General features: G+C 45.7%; 23 protein-coding genes and 1 pseudogene. 15 read left to right on the top strand and 9 right to left on the bottom strand.

Going from position 1 to position 25,751, the window contains the following annotated elements; all coding sequences use genetic code 11:
- Positions 1-54 precede the first annotated feature (54 nt).
- Genes BWI93_RS18640 through nuoK form a run of 3 tightly spaced genes read left to right on the top strand, consistent with a single transcriptional unit; the run spans position 55 to position 2,703 of the window.
- Complete coding sequence (locus BWI93_RS18640) at positions 55-1,854, top strand: 4Fe-4S dicluster domain-containing protein (RefSeq protein WP_255157951.1); 1,800 nt, start codon at positions 55-57, stop codon at positions 1,852-1,854.
- Positions 1,851-2,390, top strand: coding sequence for an NADH-quinone oxidoreductase subunit J (locus BWI93_RS18635; RefSeq protein WP_094814043.1), 540 nt, complete (start codon positions 1,851-1,853; stop codon positions 2,388-2,390). Before BWI93_RS18640 ends, BWI93_RS18635 begins: the two co-directional genes overlap by 4 nt.
- Positions 2,391-2,397: 7 nt before the next feature.
- On the top strand, positions 2,398-2,703 hold the full coding sequence (gene nuoK / locus BWI93_RS18630; RefSeq protein WP_094814041.1) for an NADH-quinone oxidoreductase subunit NuoK: 306 nt from the start codon (positions 2,398-2,400) through the stop codon (positions 2,701-2,703).
- A gap of 89 nt (positions 2,704-2,792) precedes the next feature.
- Here the strand turns inward: nuoK and BWI93_RS18625 are convergent, their stop codons facing one another.
- Both BWI93_RS18625 and BWI93_RS18620 read right to left on the bottom strand, forming a co-directional pair.
- Complete coding sequence (locus tag BWI93_RS18625; RefSeq protein ID WP_094814039.1) at positions 2,793-3,335, bottom strand: DUF2911 domain-containing protein; 543 nt, start codon at positions 3,333-3,335, stop codon at positions 2,793-2,795.
- A gap of 179 nt (positions 3,336-3,514) precedes the next feature.
- Complete coding sequence (locus BWI93_RS18620) at positions 3,515-4,066, bottom strand: acyl-CoA thioesterase (RefSeq protein ID WP_255157950.1); 552 nt, start codon at positions 4,064-4,066, stop codon at positions 3,515-3,517.
- A 192-nt stretch (positions 4,067-4,258) separates the two neighbouring features.
- Here BWI93_RS18620 and nuoL point away from each other — a divergent pair, with 192 nt between their 5' ends.
- The 5 genes from nuoL to BWI93_RS18595 all read left to right on the top strand — a co-directional run bounded on the left by nuoL (position 4,259) and on the right by BWI93_RS18595 (position 10,567).
- Positions 4,259-6,112, top strand: a complete 1,854-nt coding sequence (gene nuoL, locus BWI93_RS18615; protein ID WP_094814037.1) for an NADH-quinone oxidoreductase subunit L — start codon at positions 4,259-4,261, stop codon at positions 6,110-6,112.
- 58 nt (positions 6,113-6,170) lie between these two features.
- Positions 6,171-7,826, top strand: coding sequence for a NuoM family protein (locus BWI93_RS18610; RefSeq protein WP_094814035.1), 1,656 nt, complete (start codon positions 6,171-6,173; stop codon positions 7,824-7,826).
- Between the two features lie 70 nt (positions 7,827-7,896).
- Positions 7,897-9,363, top strand: a complete 1,467-nt coding sequence (locus tag BWI93_RS18605; protein WP_094814033.1) for an NADH-quinone oxidoreductase subunit N — start codon at positions 7,897-7,899, stop codon at positions 9,361-9,363.
- A 76-nt stretch (positions 9,364-9,439) separates the two neighbouring features.
- Positions 9,440-9,826: a biotin/lipoyl-binding protein gene (locus tag BWI93_RS29720; protein ID WP_094814031.1), complete on the top strand. Its 387-nt coding sequence runs from the start codon at positions 9,440-9,442 to the stop codon at positions 9,824-9,826.
- Between the two features lie 216 nt (positions 9,827-10,042).
- Positions 10,043-10,567 (top strand): HlyD family efflux transporter periplasmic adaptor subunit, encoded by a 525-nt coding sequence (locus BWI93_RS18595; protein WP_094814029.1) that lies wholly within the window; start codon positions 10,043-10,045, stop codon positions 10,565-10,567.
- A gap of 4 nt (positions 10,568-10,571) precedes the next feature.
- On the opposite strand, the gene BWI93_RS18590 is transcribed toward BWI93_RS18595, so the two are convergent.
- Positions 10,572-10,877, bottom strand: a complete 306-nt coding sequence (locus BWI93_RS18590; protein WP_094814027.1) for a helix-turn-helix domain-containing protein — start codon at positions 10,875-10,877, stop codon at positions 10,572-10,574.
- 1,033 nt (positions 10,878-11,910) lie between these two features.
- Here BWI93_RS18590 and BWI93_RS29715 point away from each other — a divergent pair.
- Positions 11,911-12,075 (top strand): CPBP family glutamic-type intramembrane protease, encoded by a 165-nt coding sequence (locus tag BWI93_RS29715; protein ID WP_141217531.1) that lies wholly within the window; start codon positions 11,911-11,913, stop codon positions 12,073-12,075.
- Positions 12,076-12,437: 362 nt separating this feature from the next.
- Here BWI93_RS29715 and BWI93_RS29710 read toward each other — a convergent pair.
- Positions 12,438-12,821, bottom strand: a pseudogene (locus BWI93_RS29710) (IS1 family transposase).
- A gap of 70 nt (positions 12,822-12,891) precedes the next feature.
- Positions 12,892-12,990, bottom strand: coding sequence for an IS1-like element transposase (locus BWI93_RS29705; RefSeq protein ID WP_369679186.1), 99 nt, complete (start codon positions 12,988-12,990; stop codon positions 12,892-12,894).
- Positions 12,991-13,805: 815 nt separating this feature from the next.
- Between BWI93_RS29705 and BWI93_RS18565 the strand changes: the two genes are divergently transcribed.
- On the top strand, positions 13,806-15,962 hold the full coding sequence (locus BWI93_RS18565) for a peptidase domain-containing ABC transporter (protein ID WP_094814016.1): 2,157 nt from the start codon (positions 13,806-13,808) through the stop codon (positions 15,960-15,962).
- Between the two features lie 39 nt (positions 15,963-16,001).
- Here BWI93_RS18565 and BWI93_RS18560 read toward each other — a convergent pair whose 3' ends face one another.
- From BWI93_RS18560 to BWI93_RS18555, 3 genes are read right to left on the bottom strand one after another with little or no spacing between them, the layout of a single operon-like run.
- The gene (locus BWI93_RS18560; RefSeq protein ID WP_094814014.1) at positions 16,002-16,919 is read right to left on the bottom strand and encodes an AEC family transporter; all 918 of its coding nucleotides are present in this window, start codon (positions 16,917-16,919) and stop codon (positions 16,002-16,004) included.
- A complete protein-coding gene (locus BWI93_RS27910) occupies positions 16,919-17,083 on the bottom strand; it encodes a hypothetical protein (RefSeq protein WP_176454272.1) in 165 nt (54 codons plus the stop codon). Before BWI93_RS27910 ends, BWI93_RS18560 begins: the two co-directional genes overlap by 1 nt.
- Positions 17,084-17,109: 26 nt before the next feature.
- Positions 17,110-18,435: an FAD/NAD(P)-binding protein gene (locus BWI93_RS18555; protein ID WP_094814012.1), complete on the bottom strand. Its 1,326-nt coding sequence runs from the start codon at positions 18,433-18,435 to the stop codon at positions 17,110-17,112.
- A 590-nt stretch (positions 18,436-19,025) separates the two neighbouring features.
- On the opposite strand from BWI93_RS18555, the gene BWI93_RS18550 reads away from it, so the two are divergent.
- The 4 genes from BWI93_RS18550 to BWI93_RS18535 all read left to right on the top strand — a co-directional run bounded on the left by BWI93_RS18550 (position 19,026) and on the right by BWI93_RS18535 (position 23,819).
- Entirely contained in the window at positions 19,026-20,936 is a 1,911-nt protein-coding gene (locus BWI93_RS18550) for a class II glutamine amidotransferase (RefSeq protein WP_094814010.1), read from the top strand.
- Between the two features lie 285 nt (positions 20,937-21,221).
- Positions 21,222-22,019, top strand: a complete 798-nt coding sequence (locus BWI93_RS18545) for an ABC transporter permease (RefSeq protein WP_094814008.1) — start codon at positions 21,222-21,224, stop codon at positions 22,017-22,019.
- Between the two features lie 4 nt (positions 22,020-22,023).
- Positions 22,024-22,794: an ABC transporter ATP-binding protein gene (locus BWI93_RS18540; protein WP_094814006.1), complete on the top strand. Its 771-nt coding sequence runs from the start codon at positions 22,024-22,026 to the stop codon at positions 22,792-22,794.
- The gene (locus BWI93_RS18535; RefSeq protein ID WP_094814004.1) at positions 22,794-23,819 is read left to right on the top strand and encodes an MlaD family protein; all 1,026 of its coding nucleotides are present in this window, start codon (positions 22,794-22,796) and stop codon (positions 23,817-23,819) included. The genes BWI93_RS18540 and BWI93_RS18535 overlap by 1 nt, the downstream gene beginning before the upstream one ends.
- A 152-nt stretch (positions 23,820-23,971) precedes the next feature.
- Here BWI93_RS18535 and BWI93_RS18530 read toward each other — a convergent pair whose 3' ends face one another.
- Entirely contained in the window at positions 23,972-24,898 is a 927-nt protein-coding gene (locus tag BWI93_RS18530) for a DUF2911 domain-containing protein (protein ID WP_094814002.1), read from the bottom strand.
- Between the two features lie 80 nt (positions 24,899-24,978).
- Here BWI93_RS18530 and BWI93_RS18525 point away from each other — a divergent pair, with 80 nt between their 5' ends.
- Positions 24,979-25,515 carry an NUDIX hydrolase gene (locus BWI93_RS18525; protein ID WP_094814000.1) on the top strand — a complete coding sequence of 179 codons (537 nt, stop codon included), beginning with the start codon at positions 24,979-24,981 and terminating at the stop codon, positions 25,513-25,515.
- The last annotated feature ends 236 nt before the right edge of the window (positions 25,516-25,751 follow it).

The raw sequence follows: 25,751 nt of genomic DNA, 5'->3' as shown, positions 1-25,751 counted from the left end.
ATTAAGAACTGTTCTAAAAAAGTCTGAGCAACGACTGTCCGAAAGGGCGGTCGTTTGCATTTGACGTGTACTTTTGTAGATAGAGTAGATCGACTGTTCATTATTCCGGAACTCGTCAGGGGGGAAGGAGTTTACTTCGTAGTAGATAAAGAAAATCAGTACATGCAGGATCAGAGCTACTGGGGGACCATTAAACGCGGCATACAATCCAGCCTGAAAGGACTTCAAATTTCCCTGCGACATTTGAAAGACTCCACGCGGCGGCGTAAGCCCATTTATGTAGACGACCCGAATTATTTTGAACAAGACACGGGAATGGTAACCCTACGGTATCCGTACGAAGCCATTCCGGTTCCCGATAACGGACGATACCGGCTTCACAATGAAATGGACGACTGTATCGTCTGCGATAAGTGTGCGAAAGTTTGTCCGGTGGATTGCATCGAGATTGAACCCATTCGAGCCACGGGCGAGGTGGGGAAAGCCTCCGATGGATCGGCCATTCGTTTGTTTGCGGCCAAATTTGACATCGACATGGCTAAGTGCTGCTATTGCGGCCTGTGTACGACCGTCTGCCCGACGGAGTGCCTGACCATGACGAAAACGTACGATTATTCGGAGTTTGACATTCGGGATATGGTCTACCATTTCACGAATCTTACGCCCGAAAAAGCCGAAGAGAAGAAACAGCTTTACGAACAATTCGTGGCTGAAAAAGAAGCGGCCAAGACCAGTAAGCCCGTTGTCGCGAAAGAAAAAGAAACGCAGCCCGCGGCTCGTCCGGCCTTTAAGCCCGGCTTGAAGAAAACGACGACCGAAGACGCAACTCCGGAAGTACAGGCAGAACGAAGCGAAGAGGCGAAACCGGCCCGCCCTGCGTTCAAACCTGGATTCAAAAAAACGGCTGAACCTACGGAACCGGAATCAACCGAACCGAACGAGGCGAAACCGGCTCGACCTGTATTCAAACCTGGGTTTAAAAAAACTACGGAGGACCCGACGGTACAGCCCGAAGCAACCGAAGAAGATCAACCCGCTCGTCCGGCATTCAAGCCTGGTTTTAAAAAGCCGACGACTGAACCTACGCAATCTGAATCCGAACCCACGGAAGAGGCAAAACCTGCCCGCCCGGCATTCAAGCCCGGATTTAAGAAAACACCCGTAGAAGCCAAGGCCCCGGAAGAGATTCCGGAGAAAACGGAAACGCCGGCGGAACCCGAAGCGAAAAAGCCGACGAGTTTTAAACCGAACTTTAAGCGAAAAGAAGCCGAGCCGACGGTAGAAGAACCGATTCAGCCGGAACCTGCCGCAGCGGCAAAAACCTCTGACGAACCACCGGTAGCCAAAAGCTTTAAGCCGGTATTCAAGAAAAAAGCGGCGGAACCCGAAGAACCGAAGATAGAAGAACCAACGCCCGAGTTACCCGCGGAACAGCCTGTAACGAAAAGTTTCAAACCCGTCTTCAAAAAGAAAACCGAGCCGACGTCCGAACCGCCCGTTTCGGAGGAACCGAAAGTAGCGGAGCCGAAGGCCGAAGCTCCCGCCGAAGAAGCTCCTGTACAAAAGAGCTTCAAGCCCGTGTTCAAAAAGACTGCTACGCCTGCAGCCGAGGTGCCAAAAGTTGTAGAAGAGCCCGCCGCACCGGAGCCTGAAGAACCCAAAGCAGAAGAGCCAGTACGGAAAAGCTTTAAGCCCGTCTTTAAAAAGAAGGCCGATGAACCCGCCGCTGTGGAACCCCTAAGCGAGGCTCATCAGCCGGAAGAAACGCCTGAAGTGAAGCCCGAAGAACCCGAAACGCCCAAACCCGGCGGCAAATCATTCAAGCCCGTATTCAAACGCCCCAATCAGGAATGACCGCTTTTTTGTTTTTATTTTTTGTTGTGCTGACCATCGCGTCGGCAGCGGTGGTGCTGATCAGTCGTAACGTGCTGTATTCGGCGTTTAGCCTGATGGTCACGTTTTTGGGTATTGCGGCACTGTACGTATTCGCCGGAGCCGATTTTCTGGCCGTTACGCAGATTATGGTGTACGTGGGGGGAATTCTGGTACTGCTGGTATTTGGCGTCATGCTGACCCGAAACAAAGCGGATCGGGGTACGGGCCAGGCCAACGTTATTCGAACCGAACATAGTCGTACCTTTTGGGGCATACTAACGGCTGGAGGCATCTTCGCCATTCTGTCAACGATTCTGGCCAAAGCTCGCTTCGATACGGTCGAACGTAATCATTTCGAGCTGATCGAGCGTAAAACAACGATTCAGGAGCTGGGAATTGGCTTACTTACGGATTACGCGTTGCCTTTTGAAGTCGCTGGTATTTTACTGATGGTGGCTTTACTGGGAGCGGCGTACTTATCCGGCAAAGCAAAAAACTTCGGTACGAAAGAATAACACCCGTATGCAAATTCCACTTTCTTATTTCCTGCTAACGGCGGCCTTACTGTTCAGTATCGGCTTGGCCGTAGTCATTGTCAAGCGAAATGCCATTGTCGTACTGATGGGGATTGAACTGATGCTCAACGCGGCTAATCTCAATCTGGTGGCCTTCAGTCGCTTTGATACGGATTTGACCGGGCAGTTTTTCAGTCTCTTCGTGATCATTGTAGCAGCAGCCGAAATTGTGGTAGCTCTGGCGATCGTACTGAAAGTTTTCCAACACTTCCAGACCGTACAACTGGACGAAGTCTCCGAATTAAAAGACTAGACAAGCATACAATAGCCCTTTCGAACGGATGCTATGCACCGAGGATTGAGGTAATAAAAAAAGGCTGGTATTCATAGACCAGCCTTTTTTTATTGGGTACGAATCGGGACCGCTACTTCCGTATGATCCCAGTGGAGTACGAGATCAGTACCACCCGTTTGGGGTGTAAAGCTTATTTCGAAAAGCTCCTGTACTTCCGGCACCTGATGCGAAGGGACGGCGGCTCGAAAGAGGTCTTTGGATGCATCATATTCCGTACCCCACTGGCCCGTTTCCTGATTGATTACTACTTGCCAGTCCTGCGGTCCGGGGATGGTCCAGAGTGTATATTCACCCGCTTTTAAAGGATGCCCGGCCAGCGTTACATTGTGATTAACGATCAGCTTCGTGGCTTCATTGGCTCCCGTACGCCAGACTTTCCCGTAGGGAACCAGGGCACGCGTGGAAGAATCACCAAAAATGGTTCGTCCTTTCTTGGCAGGCTGGCAGTAGGTAACCTCCAGGCGAAGTCCGTTCTGGTTGAAACGAGCATGAGCCTCCTGACTTAAAGGCTTGGCGTACTGCTTGTACAGAAACGCCGAAAGTGCCGCCAGTCCACCTACGACAACCAGTGCAATGATTACTTTTTTCATAAGTTGTATGCAAAACGTTCAGTGAACGCTAAATGCTCAAGACTATTTCAGTCCGAAGAGCCTTATACTTGGATTAGAGTAGATTAGGTGAAAGACATACTCATGGAAAGCCTAAAAAATTTCACCTGAAAGCCATCCAAACCGTAAACACTCAATTTCAAAAAGCGTAACACAGGCCTTTAAATCGTTCCCAGTACGCAACGTTCTCCGGCCAGCAAAGGTAAATTCTCTTCGACAGCCAGACTGGTTTTTGCGTTATTTAATTCATTCTGATACGCTTTCCGGATTTCTTTTCGCTTCAAGGCTTCCAGAAAACGACGGGCATCTTCTCGGGTTTCCAGTAACAAAGGCGGCACCAGCGTGGGCTGGTTCGTTTCTTCATCTTTGGCCACCATGGTAAAATAACTGGTATTCGTATGGACCTTTTCGCCCGTCTTGATGGATTCAGCAATGACCTTAATGCCCACAATCAAGGAGCTTTTGCCAACATAGTTGACCGAAGCCAGCAACGATACCAACTGACCCACTTCGACGGGCTGTAAAAACTCCACGTGATCAACGGCTACTGTAACTACGTACGTACTGGCATGTTTGGATGCACAGGCGTAGGCCGCTTTATCCATTAATGACAAAAGAATACCGCCGTGGATCTTGCCGCCGAAATTGGCATAGCTCGGAATCATCAGTTCGGTAATGGTAGTCTGGGAATACGAAACAGATTTAGGTTCCACGGGCGAGTGCGTTAAGAAGTGATTGGGAAGTTATTTGGAAGAGTTCTAAATAAATTTCAAAAACAAGTGCTTTTGTCTACTAATTCAATTGGTTTTCCCGAACGGAGAACGGATATTTGCCGACGAATTAACAAGATTTCTGCCATACTCTTTTCGTAGGTCTGATCGAAATCGCTTCCCAAGTATTGTTACATGAACCCCGAACTACTGCTCTGGATCACCTTGCTTTTGCCGTTCGCTGGGTTTTTACTGCTTATACTTTCGGGGAAAAAAGCCAATACAGCAGCGGGCTGGCTGGGGTTGGGACTTTCTGCATCAGGGCTGGCTCTTTCCTATCTGCTGACCGATCAGGATGTTACAGCCGTTGCTTATCCCTGGCTTACGGCGAAACTCAGTTTCGGTTTTCGCGTGGACGCACTGACGGTACGGATGCTGCAACTGGTATTGTTCATCGCTTCGCTCGTGCAGCTTTTTTCCATGGAATACATGCGGGAAGACGCCGCCCGCTTTCGGTATTTTGGCTTTCTACAGTTGTTTGTCGGTTCGATGCTGGGCATTGTACTGGCTCATAATCTACTGGTTTTATACGTCTTCTGGGAATTGGTAGGGCTCAGCTCGTACCTGCTCATTGGCTTCTGGTTCACGAAAAAAGAGGCCATTGCCGCTTCCAAAAAAGCTTTTCTGGTCAACCGAATCGGGGACGTCGGGCTGGCTCTGGGCATATTTGGGGTCTACCATCGCTTCGGGACCCTCGACTTTTCGACGTTCGCGGGGATGGCCGAAGGGTCCGATCCGTACCTGACGGCAATCGGACTGTTGCTGTTTTGCGGTACCGTAGCCAAATCGGCTCAGTTTCCCCTGCACGTCTGGTTGCCCGACGCCATGGAAGGGCCAACCCCCGTATCGGCCCTGATTCACGCGGCTACGATGGTAGCGGCTGGCGTATACCTGCTGGCTCGCATTTTCCCAATCCTGACGCCCGAAGCCTTAGTCGTTATTGCCAGTATCGGAACCATTACGATGGTAATGGGAGCCGTGTATGCCCTCTCACAAACGGACATTAAGAAAACGCTGGCCTATTCCACCATTTCCCAACTCGGCCTGATGGTACTGGCCCTGGGGTTAGGGGCTCCACAGGCGGCTCTGTTTCACCTGTTTACGCACGCTTTTTTCAAAGCAGGTTTGTTCCTGTCTTCGGGTTCAGTCATTCATTCGCTGCACCACGCAGGGCACGGGTTCGACGCTCAGGACGTGCGTCTGATGGGTGGCTTACGGAAACAGTTACCCATAACCTTTCTGGCTTATACGGTTTGTGCGGCGGCTCTGGCGGGCTTGCCCCTGACGGCCGGATTCCTCTCGAAGGATGAAATTCTACACGAAGCCTTCACGCATACGGCTCATTCCTGGAGAATGATTTTCCCCATTCTGGCTCTCATCTCAGCGGGCTTAACGGCCTTTTACATGGCGAAGCAGTGGCGGATCGTCTTTTTCGGAAACTGGCGAAATCCAATTCTTTCACCGGATCAGGTCCACGAATCGTCCTGGCTACAGAAAGGTCCGCTGGTACTGCTGGCTTTATTGTCGCTGCCTTTTGCGTTTTCACTTAATCCGCTGGGCGAGCATTTCGCTCCGCTGGTAGCCTTGAGTTCGACCGCCGTGGCGGTAGGAGGTATTGCCCTGGCCTGGATTCGTTACCGGTCTGTACCCGATGCGGAATCGCTACGGGATACGCCGCTTACGACCCTCGACACCGCTTATCAACGCTTTTTTGTACAACCCGTACTCAAGTTCGCCCAATTCTGTACCTGGCTGGATCGGGTGGTGGTGGATGGCATCGTGGATGGAATTGCTAAACTACAGGTCATTCTGGCTCATCTGGTGGGCTGGTTTGATCGAAATATCATTGATGGGTTTGTAACCGCTTTAGCCTGGTTGAGTCGAACGCTGGGGGGGATGACCCGTCAGGTACAGAGTGGAAAAATTCAGTCGTACATCGTAGCGATGGTCATGGGAATGGCGGCTTTGCTAATCTGGTGGACCTGGTAGTACGAATGAAATTTTAGCCGGAAAAGGAGGATTACTTTTCCATTGTATACGTAGAAAAATGCCGATACTGACTACCCTTATAGCTTTACCTTTTCTCGGAGCGGTGCTTTTGCTACTGCTACCCGAGGCAGTCCGCAACGCCTGCCGCTGGCTTACGGTGCTGTTGTGTACCGTCCATCTGGCCTTGAGTAGCTGGCTGTGGTTTCAGTTCGATCCGCAACTGGTGGGGTACCAGTTCGCCGAAAATCACGACTGGATCACGATGGCTCTGGGGCAGTTCGGTATTATTTCCATTGATTATTCCGTGGGAACCGACGGGCTGAGCTTACCCATGGTCTGGCTAACGAGTCTGGTGATGTTGGTGGGAGCGGTCTCTTCCTTCGAAATCAGGGAAAAAGAACGGGCATATTACGCCTTATACCTGTTGCTGATGGGGAGTGTGGTGGGCTGTTTCGTTGCTCTCGACCTGTTCCTGTTCTTCCTGTTCTTCGAATTCATGCTCCTGCCGATGTACTTTCTCATCGGGATCTGGGGCGGACCCCGACGCGAATACGCCAGTTTGAAATTTTTCATTTATACGCTGGCCGGTTCTGTATTCATTTTGTTGGTAATGATCGGTTTGTACCTCTCCGTGATTGATCCGGTGGAAACGGCTCTGAATATTGGACTGGTACAGGATCGGGCCCAGATTACGGAAGACGTACTGGCCGAGGTACAATCGCTGGTGAGCCAGTTACAGATTGATCCGGCTCAACTGGTGCATACCTTCGAAATCCCGTACCTTACGAATCCCCGCAACTTTGTACCTGAGTCCCTGCTGAGTACCATGGCCGGTCACGAAATCTTCGGTTTATCGGCCCGGTTACTGGCTTTTCTGATGCTCTTCATTGGTTTTGCCGTGAAGTTGCCAATGGTGCCCCTGCATACCTGGTTGCCCGATGCCCACGTGGAGGCACCGACGCCAATTTCGGTGGTACTGGCGGGAATTTTGCTGAAAATTGGCGGGTACGGCTTCTTCCGGATTGCCTACGAAATCTTCCCCGACGGAGCCATTTATTTTGCCGACTGGATTGCCGGGCTGGGCGTCTTGAGTATCGTTTACGGAGCCTTCAATGCTTTGAGTCAGAAAGACCTTAAACGGCTCATTGCCTATTCTTCGGTTTCGCACATGGGCTTTGTGTTGCTGGGCTTAGCGGCCCTCACGCCCGAGGGAGCCAACGCGGCCATTTACCAGCTGTTTTCGCACGGTATTCTTTCGCCCATGCTGTTTCTGGTGGTGGGTGTGGTGTACGCTCGGACGCACGACCGGAACATCGACCATTACCAGGGCCTCGCCAGTACCATGCCTGCCTATACGGGTTTGACGGCCATCGCCTTTTTTGCTTCCCTGGGCTTACCCGGTTTCTCGGGCTTTATCGGAGAATTTTTTAGTCTGATGGGAGCTTTTAACTCGCTGTACATTCCCGTATGGATGGTGGTAGCGGGGGGCTTTGGTTTGATTCTGGGAGCGGGCTATTTCCTCTGGACCTTCCAGCGGGTGTTTCTGGGAAAACGCTGGTCCACGCACGACGCCCAGTTGCTGACTGATCTCAACGCCCGGGAAAAACTCATGCTGGTACCCCTGGCTCTGCTTTCTCTGTTTTTCGGGATACTGCCGGGTACCGTGTTTGCCATTACCGAAGGCTACGTGCTGGAGTTCATGAAACACTTTTAACGCAATGAAAAGGGCCTTGGTCCTTCGTCCCTAACAGCCTGCCGCCTGGAGCGAACGGCCTATACGTACCATGCTTCAAAAACTCGACCACATTCTGGCCAGTCTGTCCGGCTTCACTCCCGAAGTTTGGCTGGTGGTGGCTTTTGTGGGAATTATTACCTGGGATTTGATCGCTCCCGAAGTACACGCCGAAAGTCGGGGTGGATTCTTTCACGGACTGACCTTTCTGGCCTTTGCTTTTCTGGGGGTATTGCTGGTACAACAGTGGCAGGTACAGCCACGGGGAGTGCTATTTGGATCCATGCTGCGGCTCGACGACCGGGCTATTTTCTTTAAGCTACTGGTGACGCTGACGGCCCTGGTTACGGTTTTGCACAGTTGGGTGACGGGACGGCGGTGGTCGGGCGAATTTTTCTCCGTACTCATCGGGACGGTATTCGGATTGCTGGTACTGTCGATGGCTACGAACCTGCTGATGGTGTACCTTTCCCTGGAAGTCGTATCCATTTCCAGTTACATCCTCACCGCCCTTCGCGGCGACCGGAAAAGCTCCGAGGGGGGTATGAAATACGTGCTGTTTGGGTCCGTCGCATCGGCCCTGATGCTGTACGGAATGAGTCTGTTGTATGGCCTGACCAGTACGCTTGATTTCACCAATCCGAGCTTTAGTCGGGCGTTGCTCGAAACCGATCCGCTGGTATCGGCATCGGCCGTTTTACTGGCAATCAGTGGGTTACTTTTCAAGGTTTCGGCGGTACCCTTTCAGGTCTGGAATCCCGACGTATACGAAGCGGCCGACACACCCGTCGTTTCCTTCTTTTCGGTAGCACCCAAGGCGGTGGCTTTTCTGGTTTTGATGCGTTTATTTAGCGTACTGCCATTGAATTTCCAGCCCGTACTAGCCGTGCTTTCACTGGCCACCATTACCGTAGGCAATTTCTCGGCCCTGTGGCAAACCGAAGCCAAGCGACTCATGGCGTATTCTTCCATTGCTCAGTCGGGGTTTGTACTGGTGGGTTTAGTGGCTTTTTCGGAATTGGGTCAGCAAACGGCTACGTTCTACCTGGGGAGTTACGTCTTCGCCAGTATGGCCTGCTTTCTGCTGATTGACATTTTATCGACGTCCCGTTCGAAAAATGAAGTACCCATTCAAAGTTTTAGTGGGGTAGGGCGGCAACAGCCGTTACCCGCTATTTTGCTCAGTATCGCTTTTATTTCGCTGGTAGGCTTGCCGTTGACGGTTGGATTTTCGGCCAAGCTACTCATCTTTAGTTCGCTGTGGGAGGCGTATCAGCATACGAACGCATCGCTGTTCCTGGTACTGTTTGTCTTTGGCTTGCTCAATACGGCGGTTTCGCTGGCCTTTTACGTCAAAATTCCTTACGCTCTATTCTTCAAAACAGCCGAACCGGGGCAGTCGGTAGTATTGCCCCGCTGGCCGCAGGTGATCCTTGCTCTGGTACTGGTGATTCCCATTATTGCCCTGTTCCTGCGTACGGACTGGCTGATGAACTGGATTGCGGGGTTTGTGAGTTAGAGAGGGATTAAATTAGTTAGTTTGTGGTTACGGATTCTTAAGTTCTTACTTCAATTTTGGGAACGGCTAATCAACTATTCCCGGTCGAGTTTTTAGAAAATTCCGTCGAGGCATATATACCGCAATTGACTTTGCGGACCCGCTTACTATATACTTCCTGCCTTTAATACTTGGTGTTGCCAGTATTGCTCTTCCTTTCATTTATGTAGATATATCCATTCAGAGTGCAGGAATCATACGTACAGTCTCTGAGAAAACGGAAATCAAGCCGCTTTTTTCTGGGCATATTCATTCTTGGAATATCAAGGAAAATCAGCGAGTGCATCGCGGTCAGACTCTTCTTGTGATAGAAACAGCACAACTCGATAGCAAACTAAAAATAAATCTTTTCCAACAACGAGAACAAAGACGGTTTCTCTCGGATCTGAATGCATTAACAGAAAAGCATATTGAGAAGTTGTAAACTCCCCTATATAAGCAGCAGTGGTATGAATTTCAATCACAATTAATTACGCTGCAAACAGAGAATACCTTACTACGCAGAGAATACGAAACAGATCAACAACTATATGCTGATCGAGTAATTGCACGTCAGGAATTTGAAAGGAAAGAAAATGCTTATCGCAGAAAAGAGACTGAAATACAGGCATTAATTGAACGACAATTAGCCAATTGGGAAATGGCTAAAAAGGATCATTACTTAGCATTGATTAATTTGGAGGGGGAGGAGAAACAAGTACTTGCAGAAAAAAAACTTTATACCTTATATGCACCCGTAGCCGGTACGATTCAGCAGGTAATAGGTAAATATCCAAATGGGTATATACAAGCTGGAGAAGTTGTAGGAGAGATATCTCCTGATTCGAGCCTATTAGCCGAGTGTTATATCACTCCACGAGATATTGGATTTATTAAAAAGAGTATGTCGGTTCAATTTCAAATTGAAACATTCAATTATAATGAATGGGGTTTAATACCAGGAAAAGTAATAGATATAGGAGATGATTTTATTTTAATAGATAAACATCCCACCTATGTAGTAAAGTGTACATTGCAGAAGCATTCGCTAAAATTGGCAAATGGATATATTGGGCAACTAAAAAAGGGTATGACGTTACAAGGGAGGTTTACAATAGCTCGCCGAAGTTTGTACCAACTTTTATATGATAAAGTAGACGACTGGGTTCATCCCAAGTTGAAATAAATGATTAGCAACCTCGATCATTGTTCATCAATCGTAATAAGTGGATGATGCAATCAATTTTTTCTTCTAATAGATCTATTCTCTGATTCAGAAAGGCGGGTAAAACTTGTTCATTTGGATTAATCAATTCATGGATTGGTATTCCAAATACTTCGGAAATACGCTGAAGCTGGATCAGATCAAGTTTAACTTTTCCTAACTCAATACGACTGTAAGCAGTTTGGCTAATCCCTAGCTCAAAACTCATATACTCCTGAGAATATCCTTTGCTATGTCGGATATTACGTATTTTTTCAATAATATATTTCATACATAGTAAAACTAATTGGTTTAATATAGTCTATTATAGAGTAGTAAACAATGCAAATGTAGGTCTATATTCGTACTAGTTAATACCATTTACTCATTTTGATCTCGAGAAGAATGAATAAGGGTATAGCTTCAATCATATGTTCAACTTTTAAATTTGTAAGGTTATGAAAATGCTTGACGTTGCCGAGTATGGGGTAGAGGAAGTAAGTAATATTAACGAAATATGTGGAGGATCTTGGTATGATGATGTTATTAAGGATGGCTTACATTGTTGGCATGAAATAAAGCAAGCTGTCAAAGATGCTTGGAACGGAAAATATAACCCGCCATCAGGTAGGGGAGGTTGTTAGATTGGTGATTTTTACTATAAATTCATTCATTTTAAAGACTAATCATTATGAATATTGATAACTATTCAGTTGAAATTTTAAATGTTGAAGATTCGATTAACGTCACGGGGGGTGGAGAGTGTCCATGTGAAGCTTGGTATGACAGTATATGGACAATAGCTACAGGTGTAAAAGCTTGGTGTAAAATGGCTATAGAGGCTGGCCGTTACCAATCTTCTCTACCTTCTCACCTTAAGAAATAACTATATTTCTGAGACTAAGTAGTTCCAGAAATTTAAATAATCTGTTGTGAATGATCAATTAATTATGACATAATTTGACAGATAAATGGTTGTATTTAACTAGGTAAACGGAGTGTAAAGGTAAGTTTGTCTTATTTGACAATTCATTGAATGTTAAATACAATCTGTAATTTATAGTCTAAAATGATCATTCACAACAGGTTTAATTAATATGTAATATGTTTTCTAGAGCTAATGGATTAATAGTATTATATACGTATATATATTGTTTAGCTTCAACATTGATATTTAGTTTTTTTATTCATTTAGCAAAACTAGATATTAGGTCATTGTCATTTGATAGTAAAGAAGAAGAAATTTTAGTTTTGATTTTAATTTCTCCATTAATAGAAGTTTATTTTTTTCAAAAACTAATTATTGATTTTTTAGTAAATAAAAAATAAATTGGTTTATAGATATAATTGTTTCTTCCTTGTTGTTTGGTATTGCTCATTCAAGTACACCTATTCAGTTTGCAAAAGGATTTATAAATGGATATTTTTATGCAAATGGATATTTAAAACTAAAAAAAATAGCAGTTATCCTTTTACAGGGATTTTTATAGCACATGCTCTTCATAATTTAACAGTTTTTATGATTTCAGAGATTGGACGAAACTTATAAAATACAATTACTTATTTTATGAATTATAAGTAGAAAAAGAAATTAGTATAATCTGTTGATTGGATTAAATGAAGAGTTTGTTGTTCTATAATTTGTTGATTATTTATATTTATTTTTTATGGCCATAATCATGAATCGACGAATCCTAAAATGCTGCGAGGATTTTATGTATTATTAAATCATGATAAAAAACTGAGTTTAATGAGATTCTATGAACTTAATCAATATAATGTATTAAACATACTTGACTTGTTAATCAAAATTTCACTACAATTATGAAATAGTAAAAACCCCGGTAATGATCTAAAAGTGTAAATCAAAGAAAAATCGATTAATGAATAGCCCTATGACTGTATCGTGCATGAGCTGAGATTTAGAAAATGCGATGGTTTTACGTGTCAAACGTTTTATTCTAGATCGAAGAGTAAGATGCTTTCTTTCAATTGATTGCATTTGTGACTTATCGATTATTCTTTTATTTTGATCCAGACAATCAAAGTAAGTCCACCAGGCATCTGTAATCCACTGTTCTATCTTTCCCTGAGCTTCTTCTAATCATAATAAAAGCTTCTTGAATGTTGCGTTAGTACGCCTTCCAAAGGTAAAAGCGGCAATTTTTCCTGTAGAAGCATCTTCTGCCCACCAAAGCCAACGAGGTTGTGAGTTTTTGCCAACATAACTCCACATCTCATCTACTTTCAAAACCAGATGGTCAATAGTTTTTGAGTAGTAGTCCGGGTTTAAGTTAGTAATGTAATCACTTTTTTTTCAAATATTTAGCTACTGTCATTGGACTTATACCAAGTACTCGACCTGTTTGACGAACTCCACTACCATTTAATGCCATTTCTATAATCTTTTCTTGAACATCCCGCTCATGACCTCGATTAACCTATTTATTAATAAATGTCTTTCCGCATTCATAACAACGGTATCGAGGTTTTCCTCCAGGAGTTACACCGTGGCGTTTGACAGATTCAGCCTTTCCACAATGTTTACATACTATTGCTTCATAAACCATTCACAAATATAAACTGTTTTACACTTTTATACCACTACCAAAACCCCTATTAAATTTGTAACTCAAATTTGGCTCAAGATTTTGAGTCATTTAAATATGATTAGTTTAATCGAAAATAATTTTGGTTAAACTAATTGCAGTTATTTTTATTTATAAAATCATTATATAATATTTAATTAAATAAAAATAATATAAATTGTGATTTACATACGTAATCAGAAATTTAATGAGACTTTATGAAAAACCTTGATTATATATTTGAGAAAATACTTCTTATTATTGGACTAATTTTGGGTTTATTTAGTTTGTACTACGATAAAGTAGGACTATTGAATATATCATTACTAATGACTAGTTCGGGTCTTTTACTCAAAATGAAAAATAACGAACAGGATAGAGGAAATTTTTTCAATAGTTTTGTGAGAGTTTTTGTATTATACATTATTTTATTTTTTTTTATGATAATCGTTTCATATGATCCTGTTAATAAAGTTAGTAAGTTTAGTTTTATCGGGTTCGCTTGGGTTTTATTAATGTATAATTATTTAAGAAGTCGATTAAAATAAAGACTATTAGCGATTAAATTACTTTATTATCGTTTTAAATAAATAACAGTTTTGGCTGTAGCTTCGGTTCTTTAAATTAGAGACATGAAGAGTTCAGTACGAATTAAACAACATGATATTACAGATTGTGGTGCTGCCTGCCTAGCTTCAGTTGCAGCTCATTATAAATTACTTCTACCTATTGCCCGAATTCGTCAGATAGCTTCGACAGATCAGAAAGGGACAAACGTACTTGGCTTAATAGAAGCAGCTCAGAAAATAGGTTTTCAGGCTAAAGGCGTAAAGGGAAGTCCTGATAGCCTATTGAAAATTCCTAAACCAAGTATTGCTCATGTAGTTACTGCCAGTGGGCTACATCATTATGTAGTTATCTACAAGGTTACCGCTAAATCCATTGTGATAATGGATCCTGCGGATGGCCGTTTATACTACAAAAAGCATAAAGAATTTCACCAGGAGTGGAGTGGTGTACTAATCCTATTGCTACCAACAGAGGAATTTCAGTCAGGAAATGAAAGAGTTTCTACTATTAAAAGGTTTTGGACTTTACTACAGCCGCATCGTAGTGTATTAATCCAAGCTTTATTTGGGGCATTAATTCAAACCTTACTAGGTCTTTCTACTTCTATTTTTATTCAAAAAATTACGGATCATGTTTTACCAGCAGAGAATAAAAATTTACTCAATCTGCTTGGCTGTCTAATGATCATTCTATTGCTTTTCCAAACGTTTATCGGGGTGACTAAAAGCATATTTGCCCTATATACGGGTCAACGGATAGATGCTCAGTTGATTCTTGGCTATTACAAGCATCTGCTTCGCCTTCCTCAGTCTTTTTTTGATACCATGCGAGTAGGGGAAATCATTTCAAGAGTAAACGATGCGGTTAAAATACGCGTATTTATCAATGAGGTGGCTCTAAGTCTGGTGGTGCAGGTACTGACCATTACCTTCGCTTTCGGCTTAATGTTTACTTACTACTGGAAACTTGCTTTGCTTTTACTGCTCTTAATACCTCTGTATGGAATTCTATATTGGCTATCTAACCGCTTGAATCGTAAACAGGTCCGAACTTTAATGGAAGAATCAGCCCGTTTGGAAACGCAGTTAGTTGAATCACTTCAGTCCGCAGCAACGATCAAGCGGTTTAGTTTGGAAAACTTCATGAACACTCAAACAGAAACTCGTTTTATCGGACTTTTGAGAATAATTCGTCTTTCAGGTCTGAGTGGTTTGGGTATCGGTACGGCTTCAGGCTTCATAACTAGTCTTTTTACGATACTGATTTTATGGATTGGCTCTTATTATGTAATTGAGCGGGAACTTACCCCCGGCGAGTTACTTTCCTTTTATGCTCTGATTGGATATTTTACAGGGCCTATATCAACGCTGATTCAGTCCAATCGAGCTATTCAGGATGCTCTAATTGCGGCTGATCGACTTTTCGAGATATTGGATTTGGAACGTGAAAACCAACATCCAACAGCAGACATTCAGCCAGAATTAATGGGTGATATCCGATTTCATGAAGTAGCTTTTCGCTATGGATCAAGAATTCAGGTTTTCAATGACCTCTCATTAGTAATCCCCCGGGGAAAGTTAACGGCTATTGTTGGCGAGAGTGGTTCGGGTAAATCAACCTTACTCTCCCTCTTACAAAATCTGTATCCTTTGCAAAAAGGAACCATATTTCTGGGGCAACAGGATATTCGTTACTTAAAGCCCGAAAGCTTACGGACATTTGTAGGGGTAGTACCGCAACAAATTGACTTATTTGCCGGAACTGTTCTTCAAAATATTGCTGTAGGCGAGTGCAATCCTGACTTGCAGCGAGTTATTACTTTATGTAATGCGTTAGAGATCACATCATTTGTTGAAAAACTTCCAGGTGGATTTAATGCCTTACTAGGGGAAAGAGGTGCCAATCTATCCGGTGGTCAAAGGCAACGTCTGGCCATAGCTCGAGCTTTATATAGAAATCCAGAAATCCTAATCTTGGATGAAGCTACTTCAGCTCTTGATTCCATTGCTGAACAAAGCGTACAGCAGGTGATACGTATGCTTCAAAAAGCTGGCAAAACAATCATCGTCATTGCTCATCGCCTTAGTACGGTCCGAAATGCTGATCAGATTATTGTATTAAAACAAGGACAAGTTCAAGAAATTGGAACTCACGATGAACTTTTGCAAAAACAAGGCAACTATACAGAGCTATGGCGGCGACAGATGGATATACTTTGATAATACATATAATATGACGGAACGGGACAGTTCATCTATTTAAAACAACACCAGACAAACCGCCGGCACCAGTACCAGCGAGGCTATGGAAGACAAGCCAACCAGCAGAGCTGAGTTTTCTTTTTCGGTATCCAGATTCGTGGCAAACACGACCAGGTTAGCCGCAATGGGGAAACTGGCAAGCAGTAGCATGAGTTTACTCTGATCTTCATCCAGTCGGCCAATCAAACCCTTTTCCAGGAAAACCAGAGCGACCAGGATGATCGCTCCCGCGATGTAGCGTACGCTCAGAATCTTGGCAAAGGTGGCGTAGGGAATTTCCTTGAAATCGATCTTTTCCAGCGTAATGCCAATCAGTAGCATGCCGGAAGCCGATACGACCCAGCTAACCACGTCGCCCACTACTTCCATACTTTCGGGTACTTCTACCTCAAGTACGTTCAGGACAATCGCCAGTACACAGGCATAAATAGCGGGAATCTTGAAAACATTCAGTACGGATTCCTTGACGGGAATATCCTTGGTTCGCGACATCAGATAGTAGCAAACCGTGTCGCCGTACAGGGCATTCCCTACGTAAGCACTGATGATCAGCGGCATTTGTTCGTCTCCGAATAGGGCCATCACCACGGGTATACCAAACCAGCCAATGTTGTAGTACGAAAAGCTGCTTTTCAGCATGTTCGGATTCAGATCCTTCGCCAGAAAGCGGGTCGTTAGCAGAGCAGGAAGGTTCATCAGGCAGGCCAGGATGAAAACGATGGCTCCAATGACTGCCGTTTCGGCCAGGTCTGCTTTCAGCAGATTCTCAATGATGATCAGCGGAATCAGGGCATACAGCATCACTTTCGAAATCCACTTGCTTTGGAGACCCCATTTGCGGGCGGCAAAAAAGCCCAGGATAATAAACCCGTACAGCGGCAGTACCTTACGTAATAATTCCTGTAGTATCTCCATCAGCTGATCTTTTCAAGCAGGTGATTCGTAAGCAAATCCGCCTGTTCCACATTAAACCAAAGAGAATTTACTTCGTGCTGGATGCCTGCCAGGGGTTGCCCGATGGCGTACAAATTTCCGGCAGTCTGATCGGCTACGACCTGCATGGTACGCAGATCGACCACGATACCACCCGCTTCGTAGCTACGGATCAGGTCTTTTCCAGCAATTGCTTGAGCAGGGGTTGGTCAACCATTTCATCAACCGTAACCGCCGGGCCAGACGCATTGATGACGAAATCCGCGTACTCGGTCGATCCATCCTGCATTTGTAGCACGAATCGCTTGCCATCCCATTCCAGATCCTTACTGCTGCCCGTAATACTTAACTGACCCTGTTTAAGCAAAGCGGCGAGCTTCTCTCCGTTTTTAATGGGAATGGAGTGCCGGTTGATGTCGTAAAAGGGTTTTACCCACGATAAGAAAAGGAGTTTCTGATCAGCGGAGAGCAGTTGCCAGATGGGATAAATATCATCTCGCATATCGTACAAAATATTCTGGTACAGATTGCTGCCTTCGTACGCCTGCTGAAGATCTTCCTCCAGCAAGGGAAGTGTATCCTTTGCCGTACGCTTTTCAATCGACCATTCGGGTTTCAGGGGCTGATGTTCTTCCACCTCTTTCTTGAAAAGCCGGATCAGGTCCGTGACTCGCAGAGCCCTGCGTTTTTCACGAATACACTGCCGAATCATGGGCAGCGTCAGGTATTTTCGGTCGAAGGGTACTTCCTGAGCGGCCTGTACGCGGGGAAGTAACCCGGTTTTCGAAAAGAAACGAATCTTGCCCCGATGCTCATTGGATACCAGCGTAATGAGGGCATCAATGGCTGTCAGACTGCTCCCGATAATGGCGACGGAAGCCTCTTTGTCGCGTATGGTTTGCAGAACTTTTTTGGAGGGCCAGGGAGACATCAGAAACTGCGTTAAATCTTTGAATTCCTGAAAAGCAGAAGGAGCCGGATTACCCGTGGCCAGAATGACATAATCGCACAAAAAGGTTTCTTCCTGCGTTGACTTCAATTCAAAACGGTCGTCGTCGAGCAATTGAGCATCAACGATTTCGTCCTGAACTTTTTCTATTTCAATGTCATGCTCCGCTGCCAGATCGGTATATTCCTGAAGCATGGCCTTTACATAACTACCAAAAAGCATGCGGGGCGGGTAGGAGTCCGGACTAATTTCCAGATCAGGATACTCTTCCTCAATATCAGCTCTGTTGGCATGCATCCAGGCTACAAAGTGCAGACGTTCGCCGGGTACAATTCCCATCAGGCCTGCTTTGGTATTGAGTAAGTGCCCTTCCTGACCCGTACCATAGGCAAGGCCAGGACCAAATTCCGGTTTGCGTTCGAAGAGTAACAGGCGGAGGGGCGTAGTGCAGCGGTTGACAACGTATTTAAGTACAAGCTGGATCAGGCAGGTAGTTCCGCTGGCTCCCGCTCCAATAATGGCAATGGTTTGCCGGTAGTTCTGATTCATCAGTGTGGGTTTTACTCGACTCTTGATTTCCCCCTGGCTGGGGACAGAATTCGAATGGGATATCAGTTTATAAAGAACAGTCAGTACTACTCAAGTGGAGAAAGCCTTCAAAAGGATTAATCACACCCCAGTTTTGTAGTATTAAAAATTCATTAAAAAAACATGCCCTGATTTTGAGGAGGTAGGGATACGAAGGCACTGAAGCGGATAGGAGAAGTCAACGTATATACAATACGTCAATATGTGACTTTTTATTTATTAGGTGATTGAGTGAACTCGCTATCCAATGATTTGTTACTGATACATAGACGCCATGTAAATATTTGGTAAATCGGGGGGATAGGTTCTATTTTTAGGAAGATGGCCCGATTATTTTGGATGAATTCATCGGGGATAAGGCATACGCAGAAACCAAAAACCAGTACGTTAACGTAAGTACAAGAGAAATTGAACAATTCCAAGTCCGATTCGGACGTTGATGCGAGTGTGAATTTTTTGTGAACTTTTGTTGAACCATTCCCGGCTTAAAGTTGTAATTTCGATTCAAGGAAATTTACTTCATTAAGCGAGCAGTCAAAACGACATCCTAAATGTCCGACGAAATCAAACACGAGTGCGGGATCGCTCTTCTCCGCCTCCGCAAACCGCTCCAGTATTACATCGACAAGTACGGCACGCCCTTATATGCCGTAAACAAGATGGCCCTGCTCATGAACAAGCAGGCAAACCGGGGACAGGATGGGGCAGGCATAGCGAACATCAAACTCAATGTAGCTCCCGGGTATCGCTTCATCAGTCGGTACCGCTCCGTGGAGGCCAAGCCCATCGAAGACATCTTCGAGAAAATCAATAAAAAGTATCGCAAGGCCGAGAAGGAAGACTCGAAAAAGTACCTGAACGCCGAATGGTTACAGGAAAATTACGGCTTTACGGGCGAGGTCTGGATGGGGCACCTGCGGTACGGTACGCACGGTAAGAATGAAATCGAAAACTGCCACCCGTTTCTGCGTCAGAACAACTGGCGGAGTCGGAATCTGGTCGTAGCCGGTAACTTCAATATGACCAACGTCGATGAGTTGTTCGATAAGTTGGTCTCCCTGGGTCAACATCCCAAAGATAAGGTGGATACAGTAACGGTGATGGAAAAAATTGGCCACTTCCTGGATGAGGAAGTACAGCGTCAATTTGACCGTTTTAAACCTCTGTTTCCCGAAGATAATCAGCAACTGACTTCCCTGATTGAAGAAAACATTGACGTAGCCCGCATGTTACAGCGGTCCTGCCGTGATTTTGACGGGGGCTATACGATGTGTGGCATGTTGGGTTCAGGAGCGGCATTCGTAGCTCGTGACCCGGCAGGGATTCGTCCGGCGTACTATTATGCGGATGACGAAGTGATTGTCGTGGCTTCTGAAAAGCCCGCGATTAAAATGTCGTTCAATTGTGATTATGACGAAATTGCGGAAATCGGACCGGGCAACGCTCTGATCATCGATACAAACGGCGAGTATCGCGAAGAACAGTTCCGCGATCCGCTGGAGAAAAAATCCTGCTCCTTCGAACGCATCTATTTCTCACGGGCTTCCGATCCGGACATTTACCGGGAACGGAAGAATCTGGGTAAGCTGGTGCTGCCCCAGATTCTGAAGGAAATTGATAACGATCTGGCCAATACGGTCTTTAGTTATATTCCCAATACGGCAGAAACGGCCTTTTTCGGTTTAGTTGAAGGGCTGGATGAACATCTGGTGAAGGAACGGAAGAAACACATCCGCGAAGGCGTTCTGTTCGAGGAAGATCTGGATCGTCTGCTTTCCTTCCGTCCGCGTACGGAGAAGATCATTTCAAAAGACGTAAAACTGCGTACGTTCATTACCAACGATACCCACCGGGATGAAATGGTGTCGAACGTGTACGAGACGACTTTCGAAGTAATCAAGAAGAAAGAAGATACGATTGTACTGATTGATGATTCCATCGTACGGGGTACGACGTTAGAGCGTTCCATTCTGCGGATGCTCGATCGGCTGGAACCCAAGAAAATTGTGATTGTCAGCTCTGCTCCGCAAATTCGTTACCCCGACTGCTACGGCATTGATATGTCGAAGATGAAGGATTTCGTAGCGTTCCGGGCGGTACTGAAATTACTGGAAGAAGAAAACCGCGAAGAGCTGCTCGAAGAAACACTGGCCCGTTGTAAAGACGCGTTGGAGAATGGTTACGCCACGCAGGAGAACTACGTGAAAGCCCTCTACGAACCCTTTACGGACGAACAGATTTCCAAGAAAATTGCTGAAATCGTAACGCCGAAAAATTGTCAGGCGGAAGTTTCCATTATTTACCAGACCGTGGATGACCTGCACAAAGCATGTCCGAACCATACGGGCGACTGGTATTTTACCGGAAACTATCCAACGCCGGGCGGAAATAAAGTGGTAAACCGGGCTTTTGTCAATTACATGATTGGCAAGGGCAACGAACGGGCGTACGGAGCTTTCTAATATTCTTAGTATGATTAAGTAAAGACCAGCTTTCAAAAAGGCTGGTCTTTTTCTTGTGTTCCAAAGATCTGAATTCGAGTACGCTGGTTTATAAAATAGACCAGCAACCCCGTAATTTCGACGGGCCATAGTACTGCCATAAAGGGCTCGTTGTATCTTCGCAGCCTCAATGAGCAGATGAGGTATGATTTTTTATCAAACCATCTGACAACCTTTAGTCGCCGTGAAAATCCTCCAGAGTACGTTCTGAGTAGTCAGATCTGCTTTTATAGACCATCCTATCGAATGAATAAAACTGATACCCAAGATGGCAGTAAACGCCTAAGCCGGATCAATCGCTTTTTCTTGGATTTGCATGACGTCTTTCTGTTTGTTATTCGAATTTTTAAGGAAGCGTTTCTGCCTCCTTACGAATTCAAGGAAATCGTTAAGCAATGTTTCGAGGTAGGCGTGAAGTCACTTCCCCTCATTTCTTTGACTGGTTTTATTACGGGTATCGTTTTTGTGAACCAGTCGCGTCCGTCACTTTCTGAATTCGGGGCCGTCTCCTGGCTACCTTCGCTGATTGCCATTGCTATTGTGCGGGCTCTGGCTCCGCTCGTTACGTCGCTGATTGCGGCTGGAAAAGTCGGGTCGAACATTGGGGCTGAGCTAGGTTCCATGAACGTAACCGAACAAATTGACGCGATGGAAGTTTCTGCTACGAATCCGTTCAAGTTTCTGGTCGTTAGCCGGGTCATTGCCACCACAACGATGATTCCGATTCTTACGGTCTATACAACGATTCTGGCTTTGCTCGGCGGTTTCATCAACATTCACCAGCACGAAGCCACCAGTTTTCAGACCTACTTTACGCAGGTGTTTAATACCATTACGTTTACGGATGTTTTTGCCTCGATTACCAAATCGTTCGTTTTTGGATTCACGATTGGAACGGTAGGCTGTTACAAGGGCTACCATTCTTCCAAAGGAACGGAAGGGGTTGGAAAGGCGGCCAATACGTCGGTAGTACTTTCCATGTTTCTGATTTTCATTGAAGAGCTGCTTTCGCTGCAAATTGTCATGGCACTACTCCCCGGATGATCTTATGAAGAAACAGGCAAAAATAGATACGAGTAATAAAGTCATCGACATTCGCGGACTGAAAAAGTCATTCGGTAGCCTGACGGTACTGCGAGGGGTTGATCTGGACATATTTAAGGGGGAGAACCTGGTTGTACTGGGTCGGTCCGGTACGGGTAAGTCAGTTTTGATTAAAATCATTTCCGGGTTACTGAAAGCCGACGAAGGGTCGGTGAAAGTACTGGGCGAAGAAGTAGGGACGCTCAATTCCAAGGAACTGGACGCTTTACGCCTGAAGATTGGCTTTTCGTTTCAGAACAGTGCTCTCTACGATAGTATGACCGTCTATGAGAATCTGGAATTTCCTTTGATTCGCAACGTACGTAACCTGAGTAGAAAGGAAATCAATGCGGCCATCGAAGAAGCTCTGGAAGACGTAGGCCTGTCGCAGACGATTCATCAGATGCCTTCCCAGCTTTCGGGTGGTCAGCGGAAACGGATCGGTATCGCCCGTACCCTGATTCTGAAACCCGAAATCATGCTATACGATGAACCCACGGCGGGTTTGGATCCGATTACTTCCGCAGAAATCAACAATTTGATTAATCAGGTTCAGGCTCAGCACAACACGACTTCCATCATTATTACCCATGATCTGACCTGTGCGAAAACTACGGGTGACCGTATTGCCATGTTACTAGACGGTCAGTTTCAGCGTCAGGGTACGTTTGAAGAAGTATTTGCCTCGGATGAAGAACGGGTGAAACAGTTTTATGAATATAATTTTATTGACTAATGAGCACAGGAGAAAACAAACGATCGGTTCAGGTAGGAATTTTTGTATTCCTGGGCGTCGTCATATTTGTGGTAGGTGTACTGTTTTTGGGCGGACAGCAAAAACGCTTCATTAAAAGTATTGAAGTATCCGCCGTTTTTGACGACGTTGGAGGCTTGAAAACGGGTAACAATGTCTGGTTTTCCGGGGTGAAAGTCGGGACGGTCAAACAGGTACACTTCTACGGGAAATCGCAGGTAGAGGTGACCATGAACATTGAAAAAGAAGCCCAGCAGTATATTCACAAGGATGCCCGGGCGGCCATCAGCTCCGAGGGCTTCATTGGTAATAAAATTGTAGTGATTGAAGGCGGCTCTCCGCAGCTGGCCATGGTAGACGACGGCGACATTATCCAGGCGAAAACCGTGCTGGGTACCGATCAGATCATGGAAACCTTGCAGGAAAACAACAAAAACCTGCTTAAAATCACAACCGACTTTAAAGGACTGGTATCAAAAATTGCTCGTGGGAAAGGTACGGTTGGAGCCGTACTGACGGATTCGTTACTGGCCGAGCAATTCCGTTCAACCATTAATAACCTGGAACGGGCTTCGGCTAATGCGAACCGCATGTCGGGCTCCCTTTCCAACTACGCTGCGAAACTCAATACCAAAGGTAGTCTGGCCCATGAACTGGTAACGGATACGAGCGTGTACGCCAACATCAAAACGTCCGTGCGTCAGTTACAGCAGGCGACTTCGTCCGCCAAAGAAATTGCGGATCGGGCATCGGTAGCGACCAACAATGTGGTATCCGCCAGTAACCAGTTGAAAAGCACGGATAATACGCTGGGACTGTTGCTGAATGATAAAAACACGTCAAATGATGTAAAATCGCTTTTGAAAAACCTGGAAAGTAGTAGTCAGAAGCTCGACCAGAATATGGAAGCTCTCAAGCACAATTTCCTATTGCGGGGTTACTTCCGTCGGGAAGAGAAGAAAGCAGCGAAAGCGGCCAAGGACTCCCTTAAAAACGCACAACCTTAGTGCGTTTGGAGTTTTCAATCAATGGTCTGAGGAGAATCAATAGAAACCGAGCGTACTACTTTTTTCATAAATAAAAGATCCCGGATGTTTCCATCCGGGATCTTTTGTTAGGTAACAACAAGTAACTAACCACCAACAACTAAACGTAGCGATTAAGCTTTTTTCTTCTTGCCAGAGACTTTCTTCTTCAGCTCATCTACCGAGGGTAGTTTCGCCTGAATGTCTTTCAACCCATTTTCGATCTGGCCTTTGAAGAATACGTTGAAGGCATTGTCCGGGTTGGCGTTACCCAGAGCCAAAGCTTTCTGAGCTACGGGTAGGGCCTCTTTGAAGTTGGAAAGCTTCATGAGCAATTGAGCCTTCGTCCAGAGCTTCTGGTAGTTTTCACCCGCTGCCAAGGCTTTATCGATCAGCGTCAGACCTTTCTGCAAATCTTTGCCCTGACCCAGGTAATAGTTCGCTGCCCGTTGGTTTACGGCTGGATCTTCGGGTTTCTCAGCCAGCGATTTAGCTACGCCTGCTTCTACCAAAGCCGATGTCTTCACGGCTACTTTCGTAGCGACCATCGTTTGATCCCAGCCGAAGTTGAAATGGGCTGTACTGTCCGTCAGATCCGAAAACCAGATCGTGAACGATTCCAGTTTGCCATGATTTTGCGGAGCTACGTTTACGCGTAAAGCGTCATCTTCGGGTTTGTAGCTTTGTTCCGTAGCGTTGACGTCTTTGTTGAAAATAACCGTCCAGTTACCCGATGCTGCTGGGATACTAAACAGAGAGTACGTACCCGCCGGTAAGTTCTGTCCTTCAACGCTAGCGTCCGTACTCAGCTTAATCGTGGTAGCGGCATTGGCTCCCGTACGCCAGACTTGTCCATAAGGGCGAACGGTTTGGGCATCAGCAGCGGCTCCGAAGGCAGCACGGCCTTTCAGACCTGGACGTGAATAGTTTACCTGGAAATCCGTGATACCAACCGTTTGGCTGAGGCTAGCGGCTGGACTAGGCGAAGGCGTACGCTGGGCATAGCTCTGAAAGCCAACGAGTAAGCCCAGAGACAAGGCTGCAAAAAGAGATGATTTCATGTGTGTGATGCAAAAAACAATGGATAATCGGGAACAAAGTAGGCATATTTGCCCGGGGTTTCCAAGATTCTCCTCAGCTTATGAATCGACAAAAATTACTACAGTTACTAAATGGTTACGAAGCCGATACGGCGGAAGAACAAGGGATGAAAACGGAATTGACGGCTTTTGTCCGGCAACACGAAGACTGTTTCGAGCGAACCTTGCTCGTAGGTCACGTGACGGGATCGGCCTGGGTTTTAGACAAAACCCGTACGTTGGTTTTACTGATGCACCATCGCAAACTCGATCGCTGGTTTCAGCCCGGTGGGCACTGCGATGGGAATCCGGACGTACAGGAAGTGGCTCAGCGGGAAGCCTGGGAGGAAACGGGGGTCGTAGTAAAACCGGTCAGTGAGGCCATCTTTGATGTAGACATTCACACCATCCCCGCCCGCGGCCAGGAACCGGAGCATTTGCATTATGACGTACGCTTTCTGTTTGAAGCCGATGCGACGCAGCCAATCGTCATCAATCAGGAATCGAAAGACATTCGCTGGGTACCGCTCGCGGACGTTACTACGCTTAATGATGAAGAGTCCATCGCCCGGATGGTACGCAAAACCGGACGGTTGTAAGAGCATGTTCACGACAAGTCCAAGTGTTAGATCACTTGGACTTGTTAGTTAAGAATAGTTTTGGATGGGACTGGGGTGTAATTCTGATTAGGTACGATTAAGACGACTAACGTTGGGGCTACTATTCCCGCCCTTTATTAATTTCAATTCCAACTAGGTACGATTAAGACCGATGCTGGAGTTGTGATGATGAGGCCTTTTCGATATTTCAATTCCAACTAGGTACGATTAAGACG

The organism is Siphonobacter sp. BAB-5385 (assembly GCF_002261125.1).
Lineage (GTDB): Bacteria > Bacteroidota > Bacteroidia > Cytophagales > Spirosomataceae > Siphonobacter.
The sequence above is the reverse complement of the archived record's forward strand: the minus strand, read 5'-3'. Positions and strand labels throughout refer to the sequence as shown.